Origin of the sequence: Actinacidiphila cocklensis, assembly GCF_907177275.1 — a bacterium.
In the GTDB taxonomy this organism is placed as follows: Bacteria; Actinomycetota; Actinomycetes; order Streptomycetales; family Streptomycetaceae; genus Actinacidiphila; species Actinacidiphila cocklensis.
This window is the reverse complement of the sequence record NZ_CAJSLV010000001.1, coordinates 105,113-119,425: the sequence shown is the minus strand read 5'-3', so window position 1 is coordinate 119,425 and position 14,313 is coordinate 105,113. Positions and strand designations below refer to the sequence as shown.

The 14,313-nt window shown below is 71.9% G+C and carries 4 protein-coding genes; 2 read left to right on the top strand and 2 right to left on the bottom strand.

Going from position 1 to position 14,313, the window contains the following annotated elements; genetic code table 11:
• Positions 1–110 precede the first annotated feature (110 nt).
• Entirely contained in the window at positions 111–4,589 is a 4,479-nt protein-coding gene (locus NFU81_RS00400; protein ID WP_251483541.1) for a carboxypeptidase regulatory-like domain-containing protein, read from the bottom strand.
• A 323-nt stretch (positions 4,590–4,912) separates the two neighbouring features.
• Between NFU81_RS00400 and NFU81_RS00395 the strand changes: the two genes are divergently transcribed.
• Together NFU81_RS00395 and NFU81_RS00390 are read left to right on the top strand one after the other, a co-directional pair.
• A complete protein-coding gene (locus tag NFU81_RS00395) occupies positions 4,913–5,941 on the top strand; it encodes a helix-turn-helix transcriptional regulator (RefSeq protein WP_251483539.1) in 1,029 nt (342 codons plus the stop codon).
• Positions 5,942–6,223: 282 nt separating this feature from the next.
• The gene (locus NFU81_RS00390) at positions 6,224–10,363 is read left to right on the top strand and encodes a carboxypeptidase regulatory-like domain-containing protein (RefSeq protein ID WP_308208241.1); all 4,140 of its coding nucleotides are present in this window, start codon (positions 6,224–6,226) and stop codon (positions 10,361–10,363) included.
• Between the two features lie 160 nt (positions 10,364–10,523).
• Here NFU81_RS00390 and NFU81_RS00385 read toward each other — a convergent pair whose 3' ends face one another.
• A complete protein-coding gene (locus NFU81_RS00385; RefSeq protein ID WP_251483537.1) occupies positions 10,524–14,225 on the bottom strand; it encodes a S8 family serine peptidase in 3,702 nt (1,233 codons plus the stop codon).
• Positions 14,226–14,313: the final 88 nt, after the last annotated feature.

The window sequence follows — 14,313 nt, the reverse complement described above, 5'->3', positions numbered from 1 at the left end:
TGTGGCACCGCCTGCGGTTCGCACATGGCGGTACGTCGCACGGGACACCCGTGCGACGTACCGATCATGCCGGACGTGCGGAGGCGGTCGCCTGGAGCGGCGCGAGTGACCTACGTGGCCGGCACCCCGCTGACGACAGCCGCGGTGCCCTTGGTCACGACCAGCTGCACGCTGGTGACCGATCCTTCGAGCCGGCTGTCGCCCGCGTAGGAGACCGTGAGGGAGTGCGTGCCCACCTTGAGCGTGCGCGGCAAGGAGACCGTGGCTGCGCCGCCGGCGGTCAGGGCCGAACTGCCGAGGGTGGTCGTGCCTTCCTTGATCGTCACTTGTCCCGTCGGGATGAGGGAGGCGACACCGGTGACTGTCACGGCGACTTGCGGCACGTGGCCGTACGGGGTGCTCGCCACCGTGGCGACGACCGTGCTGGCGCCCTTGGCCGCGCCGACGGCCACGAGCGTGGCGTTCAAGGTCGTCGTCTTGCCTGCGGTCACCGAACTGCTCAGCACCAGCGGCTGGTAGCCGTCCCGTGCGACGACGATCTGCAGGGTCTTGTTGCCCTGGTCCAGCCACTGCGAGTAGTGGCCGTTGCTGTCCGTCCGCAACGTCCAGCTGTCGAGGGCGCCGTTGACCTGGATCGTCGCGCCTGCCAGCGGCGCCGCCACGGAGCCGTTCCAGGAGTACACGGTGCCGGTGAGCTTGCCCCAGCTGGACGGCGCAGCCACGGTCAGGGTGACCGGGACCGGTGCCTGCCCGTACGGGGTGTCGCTGACCAGGGCGAGCGAGGCGGTGTAGGTGCCGGGCTGGGTGATGGTCGCGGCGTCGAGGGTGACGGTCACCGTGCCGGTCTCGCCCGGCGCCAGCGAGATCTTGCTGGCGCTCTCACTCAGCCAGCTGACGCCGGTCGCCTCGGCCTGGTCGTAGCCGGGGAGTACCGCGGCCCAGGTGACCGGCGGGTTGAGGCCGCCGAGGCCACCGCCGACCTGGTAGACGCCCAGCGCGCTGCCACCGCGGTAGACGGCGTTCATCGCGTTGGGCAGTGCGCTCCAGCTGCCGGCGACGGGGTCGTAGGCGTAGCCGGCGTTGGTGCGCTCGGTGCTGTGTCCGGTGATGCCACCGGAGACCAGCAGCTTGCCGTTCGCAGACGCATAGGCGGATCCCCACAGGTCGATCGGCAGACTGGGCATCTTCGCCCAGGCGTGCTGCGCCGGGTCGAAGGAGAAGGCGTCCGCCGTGCCGTTGGCCTGGTTGCCGCCCGCGCAGTAGAGGATGCCGTTCACGGCTCCGCAGGAACCCCAGGCTGCGGCCTCGGGATAGTCGGGTGCTGAGCTCCAGGTGTTCGTGGCCGGATCGTAGACCGAGACCTGGCCGCTGCCGCAGGCGCTCTCCCCGCAGCCGCCGACGACGTAGAGCTTGCCGTCGAGCACGGCGCTGGCGGCTCCCGCCAGGGGGTGCGGGGCGGAGGCTCCGGTACTCCAGCTGTCGGTGGCCGGGTCGTAGATCTCCAGCCTGGGGTCCAGTCCCCCGCCGGCCTGCCATCCGCCGGCGACGTAGATCTTTCCGTTGATCAGGCCGTGCGCGCCCGCGTAGCGGCCGTCGGAAGCGGCGGCGTGCGTGGTCCAGGCCCCGGTGGCGGGGTCGTACACGTACACCGAGTTGAGGATGCCGGTGTCGGACAGGCCACCGATGGAGTAGACCTTGCCTCGGTAGGTCTCGACCATGTTGTCCTGGACTGGGACCGGGTAGTCCGCGATGGGGCTCCAGGGCTCACCGGAGGCTGCCGCCGGGCGGACCGGCAGGTCCGCCGTCTTGGTGGTGCCGCCCTGGCCGGTCCTCGCTGCGGAGTAGGGCGAGTAGCTGCCGGGCACCCGCTGGAGAGCGGGGCCCGTGCCCGTCGCCTGTGCGGTGAAGGCACCCGTCCGCTCGGTGAGTTCGGCGTTCGCCGTGGCAGTGCCGTTGTTGGTCACGGTCAGGCTGACCGTGGTCTTGCCCTGCCATGCGAGGGACTTGCTCACCGAGCCCGGAGTGACGGCCAGCCGGCCGGCCTTGAGCGCGAAGTCGTGCCGTACCGCCTTGTCGGCCGCCAGGGTCACCGAGGCGCTCGCGGAGCTGTAGTCGGCCCTGGTGGCGGTGACGTTCTGCGCTCCGGTCGCCGGGACGAACGTCGAGTAGAAGCCGGGCTGCAGTGCCGGGTCCACCGTGGTGCCCAGGGTCTGGGCGTCGGTGGCGGGGTCCGTCGCGACCTCGACCTGGGCGCCGGCCAGGCCCTTGCCGGTGTTGGTGTCGGTGACCTGTCCCTGCACGAGGGCACCCTGGATCGGCACGCAGCCGGAGTCGCCGATGAAGACGTTGTCCAGTTCCCACCAGAGGGCGTTGCTGCCGGTGAAGTGGAACCGGACCTGAACCGCGGACTTGTGGGCGGCCTGCGGGAGTTGCACCGCGAAGTGGTCCAGGGCGAAGTTGGTGTCGTAGTGCCAGACGCTGGACCACGTCTGGCCGCCGTCGGTGGTCACCTCGACGTCGGCGGTCGAGTTGCTGAGCGTGGAGGCGTAGTCGGAGTTGAACTCGACGGCGGGGGCGGCGTCGTCGGACATGTCGACAACCGGGCTGACCAGTGAGGTGTCCATGGCCGCGGTGCCGACGAACCGGCTGTCGGCCACGGCGAAGCCGCCGGAGCTGTCCCCGCCGGCCCAGTTGCCGCGCGCGCCGGGATTGTCGAACCGCCACGGCCCGTTGCCGGTCGCGTCGGTGACCGTCCAATCGGCCGGTGCCGTGGTGGCGTCGAAGGTCTGCCTGGCGCCATCGTGCTTCCGGGTGTACCCCGCGGCGGTGCAGCCGGTCGCGTCGACGGGCACGGCGACATCGTCGGTGACGTCCCCGTCCGCCACCGAGACCGACGAGTCGGTCGCCTGGTAGCCGGCCTCGGTCGCGGCGACATGGAGGGTGTAGTCGGTGTTCTTGGGCAGCTTGACGCTGTAGGCGCCGGTGTAGGGGTCGGTGTAGACCGTGCCCGGCATGCCGTCGACGGTGATCCTCGCGTACAGCGGGTAGCCGTGCCCGGAGCCGTCGGTGACGGTGCCGCTGACCGTGGAGGTGGGCAGCGAGTCGAGCGAGAAGCTCTCGGTGGCGCTGCCGCCGTCGGTCACGCTGATGCCGGTGCGGGTCTGGGTGCCGTAGCCGAAGTCACTGACCTGCACCGTGTAGGTGCCGGGCGCCGCGGTGATGCTGAAGGCGCCGGTGGCGTCCGTGGTGTCGGTGTAGTCGCCCATCGTGACCGTGGCGCCGGCCAGCGGCTCGCCGTCGGTCTGGCTGGTGACGGTGCCCGACACGGTGCCGTGCGGGCCGGTGCGGAAGGCTGCGAGGCCGTCGGGGGTGCCGAGGCCGGTCGGGCCGTCGTAGCCGGCCGTCGCGGTGCACCAGTAGGCGGGGTCGCAGCTGCCGTTGGAGCCGGTCGTCACGTCGTTGATCGCGGAGGTGTTCTGGTACGGGTAGGAGTTGGGGTAGGTCCCGTCGGCGGGCGTGCCCGCGTCGGCGTAGACGCTCGCGATGATCGGCGCGGAGGCGCTGGTCCCGCCGAACTCCAGCCAGCCGCTGACCTGGTACGAGTCGTAGACCGCGACTCCGGTGGCCGGGTCGGCGACCGCGGAGACGTCCGCCACGGTGCGGTGGGCGCAGCCGGTGTCCTTCTGGAAGGCCGGCTTCGGCTCGATGGTCGAGCAGCCGCTGCCCGGCCCCTGGGTGGAGCCGTGCCAGACCGACTCGGTCCAGCCGCGCGCGCTGCTGTCAGCGACCAGTGAGGTTCCGCCGACGGCCGTCACATGCGGGGAAGCGGCGGGGTACCCGACGCCATAGGCGTTGTCGCCGGTGCTGGCGGTGAGCACCACCCCGGGGTGGTCGAAGTACTGCGTGTCGGCTTGCAGGTCCGACTCGTCCTCGCCGCTGCCGGGCGCCGCGCTGTAGTTCGACCCGTACGAGTTGGATACGTACTTGGCGCCGAGGGCGACCGCCTCGTTCACCGCGGTGCCCAGGTCGTCGGTGCTGGGCGTGTCCGCCTCGACCAGGAGGATGTGGGCGTTCGGCGCCGCCGCCGAGACCATGTCGAGGTCCAGGGAGATCTCCTGCGACCAGCCCGGGTCGGGTGTGGGCAGGTCGTCGGTTCCGCCGCGCTGGGAGACCTTGGTGAAGCACCCGTTGTCGGTCGTGCAGGCAGGAAGTCCGTACTGCTGCCGGTAGACGGCGAGGTCGGCCTCCGCGTTGGGGTCGTCGTAGGCGTCGACGATGGCGACGGTCTGGCCCGCGCCGCCGTTGGCGGGGAGCTTGTAGGCGCTCTGGAGGTCGGAGGGGCCGTAGCCGGCCGGGACGGTGTCGACCTCGAGCAGGCCCTTGATGCCCTTGACGTCGGTGCGCCGGAAGGCGAAGCAGGACATCTGACCTGGCTTGGGCTTGTCGCAGGCCCGGGCGGTGGACGGGGCGGTGCCGGCCGCGGGCGCGTTCGCGACCCGGGGCTTGGCGGAAACATGCGTGCCTGAGGCGGTCTGCGGCGCGGCGAAGGCCGCCTGGGCCGGCAGCAGGGCGACGGCGGTGATGGCCACCGCGGCCGCTCTGACACGTATGGGAATGCGTCTGCGCATGGGAAGGGGACCCCAGATCTTCGTGAAGTACGCGGGAGGCGACGACCGCGATGGTGGGCGGCGGAGTTCACTCTCTGTTCCTCCGCCGACCGTCACAAGGTCGATGAACTTCGGATACGGGAAGGTGCGCAGATGAGAAGCAGCCTTTCCCGGAACCTGGCGCGACGCCGGGAGCGGACAGGGGGGTGGACATCGGGTGCTTCCGTTGTACTATGCACCGAATCAGGGAGGCGGCAGCGGAAGGGATCGGATCTGCTGCCCGCACGTGCAGCCATGGAGGCCCCTTGTTCACCCCGGAGTCGCGGCCCGGCCTCGCCGCTCTCGGTCTGGGACCTGTGGCCGAGCGCGTGTACGTCTTCCTGGTGGAGGCCGGCACCGGCCAGACGTCCACCGCTGTCGCGCAGGACGTCGGCATCCCGCTCTCTCTCGTCGGCGAGGCGCTGGTCCTGCTGGAGGACCAGTTCCTGATCGTGCGCTCTCCCACCCAGCCCCCGCAGTACAGTGCTCGGCCCCCGGAGCTGGCCCTGGACTCCCTTGTCCTGCGGCGGGGCGACGAACTCGCCCAGGTCCGCCTGTACGCCAAGGAACTGCAGAGCCGCTACCGCGAGTTCGGCGGCCGGGGCGCGCCTGCCGACCTGCTGGAGGTCGTGGTCGGCGAACGCCAGGTGCTGCGGCACTACGCGCATCTGCTGGACAGCGCGAAACGGGAACTCTCCGTCTTCACCATGCCCCCGTACGTCGTGCCCGGCCGACGGCAGGACGTCGACCAGGTACTGCGCAGCGAACGCGAGGGGATCCGGCGGGGCGTCCACTACCGGACCGTCTACGACAGCAGGGCGGTCGACGACCCGTTCACGCTGGGAGTGGCCCAGGACAGCGTCGCCCTCGGCGAAGAGGCGCGGCTCATCGGCGAACTGCCCATGAAGCTCCTGCTGATGGACCGCACCATCGGGTTCGTCCCGCTCCGGACCGAAGACCCCGGGGCCGGCTCGCTCATCGTCCGCCCCTCACCGCTCCTGGACGTCCTGATCGCGCTCTTCGAGAGCATCTGGATACGCGCGGTCCCGATGGGGCCGCTCGCCGATCCCGGGCGCCCGGCCGAGCTGGACGAGCGCGCCCAGCGGGTCCTGCTGCTGATGTCGAGCGGGCTGAAGGACGAATCCATCGCCAGGGCACTGGGCACCAGCCGGCGAACGGTGCAGAAGCATGTCAGCTCGATCATGGAGACGCTGGGCGCAAGGACCCGCTTCCAGGCGGCCCTGCTCGCCCGCGATCGGGGCTGGGTCAAGCCGTCCGACACCGACGCCGGGTAACTGCCCCGGTCCGACGGCAGGGTGCGCCCCTCGCCGAGGGCCGCCCTCCCGAAGTGCGGTAACGGCCCGGTAACTCCTTCCCGGCAACCTTGCCGATCAGTCGGCGGAACCACCGCCGGCGTATGCGGCAGCGTGGCGATCCGGTCTTCTGCTGCCGCGTCATGGCCGCAGTCCGTCAGCCGAAAGTCCGCGTGGACGCTGACCCAGCCCACCCGCGGGCCCACCCGCACGAGGCGCAGCGCTGTCGAGACCCGCCGGCCACGTCCGTTCCGAGGAGGAACCTTGCGCAACACGAGAGGCCCGGCACGCCGCGGCCCAGCCGCCGCACTCGGCGTCGGGCTGGCGCTCGTCCTGGGCCTGTGCCAGCAGATACCCGCAGCGGCGACCCCGCCGAGCCCGGGTGCGGCGACTCCGGCCACCGCCCCCACCGTCCATGTGTGCGCGGCGCCGAAAACAGGCGAGGCCGCCTGCATGGCGCTGCGCCGCACCGACGTCACCGCCCGCGCCGGTGTGGTGCCGATGGCGCTGCCCAGCGGCTACGGCCCCGCCGACCTGCACTCCGCCTACGGGCTGCCCGCCACCGGGACCGGCACTCCGACCGTCGCGGTCGTCGACGCCTACGACGACCCGAACGCGGAAGCCGATCTCGCGGTCTACCGCGCCCAGTACGGGCTCCCGGCCTGCACCACCGCCAACGGCTGCTTCCGGAAGACGGACCAGCGCGGCGGCAGCAGCCACCCCGCGGCCAACCCGTCCTGGGCCGGTGAGATCTCCCTCGACCTCGACATGGTCTCCGCGGTCGCGCCCAACGCGCATATCGTCCTCGTCGAAGCCGACTCCGCGCTGCTGACCGACCTGGCCGCGGCCGAGAACACCGCGGTGCTGCTGGGCGCCGGGTACGTGTCCAACAGCTACGGCGGCAGCGAGCAGCCCGCGGTCACCTCCCTCGATCCCGCGTACGACCACCCCGGCGTCGTCATCACCGCCAGCACCGGGGACTCGGGCTTCGGATCCTCCTATCCGGCGACCTCCTCGCACGTCACCGCGGTCGGCGGCACCACGCTGGCCCGCGACTCCAGCACACGGGGCTTCGCCGAGAGCGCCTGGAGCCTGGGCGGCAGCGGCTGCTCCGCCTACTTCGCCAAGCCGTCCTTCCAGCACGACAGCGCCTGCCCGAAGCGCTCGGAGGCCGATGTCTCCGCAGTCGCCGACCCGGCCACCGGCGTCGCGGTCTACGACTCCTACGAGGAGACCGGCTGGGGCGTCTTCGGCGGCACCAGCGCCGCAGCCCCGATCGTCGCCTCCGTGTACGCGCTGGCCGGGACACCGCAGAGTGGCACCTATCCCAACTCCTACCCGTACCAGGACATCGCCGACCTGCACGATGTCACCAGTGGCAGCAACGGCGGCTGCGGCGGCGGCATCTGCACGGCCGGCAGCGGCTGGGACGGGCCCACCGGCCTGGGCACCCCGTCAGGCCTCGCCGCCTTCCGCGCACCCGGCGAGCAGGGCCAGGTCAGCGGAAAGGTCACGGACTCCGTCACCGGCAACCCGGTGTCCGGAGCGACGGTCGCGGTCGGCGACGCCACCGCGACCACCGGAGCAGACGGCGGCTACCGCCTGACCCTGCCCACCGGTGACCAGACCCTTGCGGTCAGCGCCTTCGGATACGGGCAGAAGACCGCCACCACGACCGTGTCCCAGGGCGCGGACACCGTGATGGACTTCACTCTCGTCCCCCAGCCGAAGGCGTCGGTCTCCGGCACGGTCACCGACGGCTCCGGCCAGGGCTGGCCGCTGTACGCCGCGATCACCATCCCGGGACGCCCGGGCGCACCGATCTACACCGACCCGCTGACCGGCAAGTTCTCCGTCGACCTGCCCACCGGCACCTCCTACACCCTGCACGCCGCCGCGGTCGCCCGCGGCTACCGGCCGCTCGACCAGACCGTGGACCTGACCTCGGCGGGCACCAGCCCGGTCACCGCGGACCTGAAACTCGGCATCGACCAGGACCTCTGCTACGCCCCGGGCTACGCGGCGGACTACACAGGCGGCCACTCGGACTTCGAGGGCGGCTCGTTGCCCGCCGGTTGGACCGTCACCAACTCCACGGCGCTCGGCGGCTGGGCCTTCGACGACATCAGTCAGCCCAACCAGACCGGTGGGACCGGCGGCTTCGCGATCGTCGACGCCAAGAAGCTGGGTCTGGGCGCCGGCATCCAGAGCGACCTCGACTCCCCCGTCTACGACCTCACGAACGTGGACGACCCGGTCATCGGATTCCACTCCGACTACTACGAGATGTACGGCAACGGCGTCTGGGTCTCCCTCAGCACCGACGGCGGCACCACCTGGACCCAGGTCTGGAAGGCCAACGACGGCCGCGGCCCGAAGCTGGAGACCATCCCGGTCCCGCAGGCCGCGCACCAGAGCGACGTCCGCATCCGCTTCCACTACGGCCTCAGCACCTCCTGGGACTACTGGTGGGCCATCGACGACGCCTTCGTCGGCACCCGCAGCTGCGATGCGCAGACCGGCGGCCTGGTCGCGGGCACGATCACCGACGCCAACACCGGGGCTGCGCTGAACGGAGCCAAGGTCACGGTGGACGGCGCGAGCGTCACTTCAGCGCCCGACCCGGGGCAGGGCGACGGCTTCTACCAGCTGTTCGTCCCGGCCACCGGCGACCGGCAGTTGACGGCGAGCGATGCGCACTACGCCACCGCCACCAGGACGCTGACGGTCAGCCGGAACACCCCCGTCCTGGGCGACGCGGCGCTGACCGCGGGCCGCATCACCGTGAAGCAGACCGGCCTCAGCACCCTCGCCACCCTCGGCGGGAAGGAGTCCACGCAACTCACCGTCAGCAACACCGGCAGCGCGCCGGCCGCGGTGACGATCCACGAGCGCGGCGCCGCCTTCACGGCCGACGCGGCCAAGGCCAACAGCACCGGCCAGGACCGGACCGGCGCCCCGCTGAAGCAGGTGAAGGGCACCTTCTCGCCGCTCTCCCCGACCGGGGCCGCCGCGGCCCAGGCCTCGCCGTCCAAGGCCGCGCCCGAGGCCGCACCCGCCGACGCCTCCTGGTCATCTCTCGCCGACTTCCCCACAGCGGTCATGGACAGCAACGCCGGCACCTACCAGGGCAAGGTCTACTCCTTCGGCGGCGCCAGCTCGGCAACGGCAAGGGACACCGGCTACGTCTACGACACGCAGAGCGGGAACTGGACCGCCACCGCCACGATGCCCGAGCCCCGCGACGCGGGAGCCGGCGCGTTCATCGACGGCAAGTACTACCTGACCGGCGGCTGGGGCAACAGCGGCCCCACCCTCACCACCCTGGACATCTACGACCCGGTCACGGACACCTGGACCACGGGCGCCCCGATCCCCCACGGCTACGGCGGCTCGGGCACGGCCGTCCTCGGCGGCAGGCTCTACGTCGTCGGCGGCTGCGACGCCACCACCTGCGGCCACACCGACGTACAGATCTACGACCCGGCGAGCAACACCTGGAGCCGGGGCGCCAACTACCCCCTCCCCGTGGCCTGGGAGGCCTGCGGCGGCATCACCGGCTCGCTGTACTGCGCCGGCGGCGACTCCACCACGGCGACCTACTGGGCGGCCTACACCTACGACCCGGCGGCCGACGCATGGACCTCGGTCGCCCGGATGCCGGTCGACCTGTGGGGCGGCAGCTACACGGCCGCCAACGGCACCCTGGTGGTCTCCGGTGGCGTCACCGGCAACAACACCCTGGTCACCAACCAGGGCTGGGCATACGATCCGGCGGCCGACAGCTGGCAGCCGGTCCCGAACGCCCCGGTCACCCTCTACCGGTCGGCCGGCGCCTGCGGCCTCTACCGCATCGGCGGCTCCGCCGGCAGCTTCACCACCGTCGCCACGAGCGAGATGCTGCCCGGCTACGACCAGTGCACCGAGTCCTCGGACGTCAACTGGCTCTCGGAGAGCCCCGCGAGCCTGACCGTCCAACCCGGCCAGAGCGTCACCGTGACCGTCGGCACCGACGCCTCGGCCATCGCCCAGCCCGGCACCTACAGCGCCCAGCTGGTACTCGACCACAACACCCCGTACGGCACCCCCCTGGTAGGGGTCACCATGACGGTGGCACCGCCGAAGACCTGGGGGCGGATCACCGGCACCGTTTCGGGCGCCGGGTGCACCGCCACCTCGCCGCTCGCGGGAGCGGTCGTGGAAATCGATTCCGCGTCCGCCGACTACGCGGTGACGACCTCGGCCGACGGCGGGTTCGTCTACTGGGTGAACACCAGGAACAGCCCGTTCCAGGTCACGGCGGCCGCCGACCGCTGGCGGCCGCAGACGCAGAAGGTGAAGCTCAAGGCCGGGGCGACGGCCACCCTGGCCTTCACACTCCAGCCGCTCGCTGCCTGCGGCTGAGCTGAGACGCCGGTGGCGTGCCCTCGCCTGACGCGGGGGCACGCCACCGGCGTTGTCGCGCCCTCAGGTCGGGCGGCCGGCTCCTGGTCCAACGCCAAGGCGGAAAGGCCCGCGCCCCCCGGTGGCTCCGGGGGGCGCGGGCCGATGTGCGGGTGGGCTGTCAGCCCACCCGCACCGCGTCCAGGATCGTCTGGTCGAGAGCGCTGTCGCCGGTGTCCGCGGCATGGACCCGAAGCGACACGGACGGGGCGCCGTGCGGCACGACGAGGACCGTGCTCAGGGAACTGCCGGAGTACCGGGAAGGCAGGTGCTGCCAGGTGACTCCGTGGTCGTAGGAGACGCTGACGCTCGCGGCCGAGACGTTCGCGGCGCCTCCCGCCTCCCGGAAGGCGAGGGCGAGCGGGTGACTGCCCGGCTTTACCGTCGACTGCAGGGAGATCCCCTTCAGGTCGTAGTCGGCGAAGAGCAGCGGCAGGTTCGCCGCGGTGTCGCCGTCCTGGTGGGCGGAGGAGAACGTCCAGGCCGTGTGAGCCTCGGTGCTGACGCTCCGCCAGGCGCCGGTCTGCTGCTGGTCCAGCTCGAAGCGGTACGTGCTCCTGGCCGCCGGCAGGTTCTTCACCTCGAAGAACGGAGCGGTCAGCGAGCCGGCCAGGGAGCCGTTGACGTACATCCTGAACGCGCTGGTGTCACCGGCACCGGGCAGCGACTGGAAACTGCGCGCCGAGCCGTCAGCCCACACGGGGATCACCACGTCCATGGTGTCGCCGGTGCGCTGGAGCAGACCGGAGCCGGAGGTGGACGGGGTCGCCGGGTGGAGCACCGGCTCGAACCAGGACAGGTGCGCGGTCCGCCCCGCCGCGTACGTCTGGAGGGGCAAGGAGAACTGGCTCGCCGCGTTGGCAGGTGCGACTGTCCCCGACCACCGCGCGTCCTTCGCGGTGACGTAGACCTTCTCCGTCGTGCCCGGGCTGGAGAAGTGGAACATACCGGTGCCGCCGCCGGTCAGCGTGCTCACGCCAAGCCAGGCGTACTGTGCCCAGGCGGTCGTGGCCGGGTCGGTGGCGGAGGTGTAGGTCGCCGTGTCCAGGGTGGCGAGTTCGGACGGGGCCGGGGCGTACCTCTGGTCCGCGGGGAGCTGTCCCTGGCGTGCCATGAGCAGTTCGTAGGAGTAGGGCGGGTGGGTGTGGGAGCTGACGGCCACCGTGGTCCTCCGTTCGGAGGCGGAGGCCGCGATCTGCTCACCGACGCTGCGGCCCACTCCGAAGGCGGGAACGGCGAGTTGCACGCCGGCGGCCGGCGGGCTGTCGCTGCTGTTCACGAGCATGATGGCGGCGGGTCCTGCGGCGGCGATCCGGGGCAGCAGCGTGTAGACGCTCTCGGTGCCCAACCGGACGAGGGCGAGCTTGCCGGTGAGGTCGCGCCCGGCGAGCTCGGCAGCCGTTCCGAGGCCGACGTCGGCCACATCGAGACGACGGGTTCCGTCGAAGCGGCCGGAGTAGCTGACGGCGACGGCGCCGAGGTCGACCTGTCCCCGGGGCAGTCGCGCGGAGGCGGTGATCGCCGGTGCCTCCAGGGACCAGTGGACGGTCTCGTTGAGCACGCCGTCCGAGGGCTTGTCCGAGGGGATCACGTACTGGGCGTACCAGGTGCTGGTGATCACGGTCGTGGCGACGCCGACGGCCTGCTCGGCGGACCTGCGGCTGACGGAGACCGCCACGGCTCCAGGATCGGTGCGCTGCGGCGGGCCGGCGACCAGCGGCTGCCCCTGGCGTCCGTCGGCGGTCAGCGTGACGTCGTGGTCGGTCACGGTGACGTCAGGAAAGGCGAAGGTCACCTGCGAGCCGCTGTTGCCCATGGTGCCGAGTACGGCGTATCGGCCCGGCTTGACCGTGGCGCTCGCCGTGCCGTCGGCGCCGAAGCGAAGTTGCCTGGGCGGATTGTTGGACCTGAGGTCGTAGAGCACCACGCTGGAGGCCGGTCCGGCAGGAGTGCCGTCGTGCATCAGGCCCTTGAGGGTGATGTGGAAGTCCGGCTGGTCGCGGGTGAACGCCACCGTGGCGTGCGCGGCGGTGCCGTCGTCGGCGGTGGCCGTGACGGTGCCGGTGTAGGTACCGGGGGTGGTGGCCTGCGCCGGGTCGAGGGTCACACTCTCGGTTGCGTCACCGCCCGCGGGCAGCGTCAGCGTGCTGTCGGCGAGGGTGAGTGCGGCGTCGTCGGCCGGTCCGCCGTCGACGGTCAGGCTCCTGCCGAGGTGCAGGGTGACGGTGGTGGTGGCGGTGTTGTGGAAGGTGATCGTGCGGGTGATCGCGTCGCCGGTCTGCCCTGACGTCCAGTCGCCGAAGTAGGCGTCGGTGCCCCAGACCGTGTCCTTGAGGGCCGAGACCAGGTCGACGCGTCCGGCACCGTCCGCGAGGGCACCCGCCTGCAGGACCTTGGCGCTGGACATCAGCGCGCCCTTGATGTCGGCGGCGCCCCACGCCGGGTGTTCCTCGGCGAGGATGGCCGCGGCGGCCGAGACGTGCGGTGTGGCCATCGACGTGCCGCTGGCGCTGGTGTAATCGGCGTCGAGCGGCGTACCCATGCTGGTCCCGGCGGCCCGGGCCGCGACGATGTCCACGCCGGGCGCGGCGATGTCGGGCTTGAGGGTCGCGCCCAGGCCGAGCAGCGGGCCGCGGCTGGAGAAGGAGGCGACGGCGTCGTTGCGGTCGACGGCGGCGACGGTGAGCGCAGAGGCTGCCGCGCCCGGGGATCCGATCGTGATCGGGTCGGGGCCGGTGTTGCCCGCCGCGATCACGAAGAGCGATCCGGTCGACGCCGTCAGGGAGTCCACGGCGGCGCTGATCGGGTCGGTGCCGTCGCTCGGCTGGCTGCTGCCCAGGCTCATGCTGATGACGCGCGCCTTGCCGGCCGCCCACTGCATGCCGGCGATCACGGAGTCCTCCGTGCCGGAGCCGTCGTCGCCGAGCACCTTGCCGACGAGCAGGCGCGCGCCGGGCGCGACGCCCTTGTACTTCCCGCCGGAGGCGGCACCGCTGCCCGCGATGATGGACGCGACGTGGGTCCCGTGGCCGAAGCGGTCCACGGTGTCGGCGGAGGTGCTGAAGTTCTGCGCGTCGACGACCTTTCCCGCCAGGTCCGGGTGCGTCGCGTCGATGCCGGTGTCCAGCACGGCGACGTCGACGCCCGTCCCGTCGTATCCGGCGGCCCACGCCTGGGGGGCACCGATCTGCGCGTTGCTCACGTCGTCGGCCGCCTTGACGCGGGCGTCGAGCCAGACCTTGCGGACGCCTCCGGCCAGCCGGCTCGCCGTGGCACCGCCTTTGCGGTCGCGCAGGCCGGTCCAGAACGCGTGCGACTGGTGCCCCGTCACGCGGGCCGCCAGGGCGCGCATGGACGGCAGGGTTCGGATCCGCGTGGCGCCAGGGACCGAAGGGACGCTCCCCGCGCCACCGCTGCCCTGGACGATGACCGGTAGGGCCGTGCCGTCGTCGTAGCCCTGGTCGATGAGGGAACTGACGTCGAAGAGGCGGGAGTCGAGCGCACCGGTGTCCAGTAGTCCACGTGCCTCGTCGGGGACGACGGTGATGTTCCGGCCGAACTGGGTGATGGCCGCACCACCCGAGGGGTCGCCGGGCCCGGGCTTGAACGCGACGAGGCGACTGCCACCGTGGTCGGTGACGACGACGGTGTCGCCGGTCACCAGGGCGACGGTGTGCACCGCCGAGGTGACAGCCGGGTCCAGCGCCTCGAAGGTGGCGCCGACGCGTGGGGTGGCGCCGGCGACCGGGGTCATGGACGCGGCCAGCACCGCGGCCAGGGCCGCGGAGGCGGATACCGCGACACGTATGAGGGGTCTTTGCATGCCGGGTTGGCTCCTTCCGGGTCCGGATCTCGGACCCGGCCGTAGCGTCCCCCGGCATCCCCGCACACCACACCCGTCCCGGCCAGCG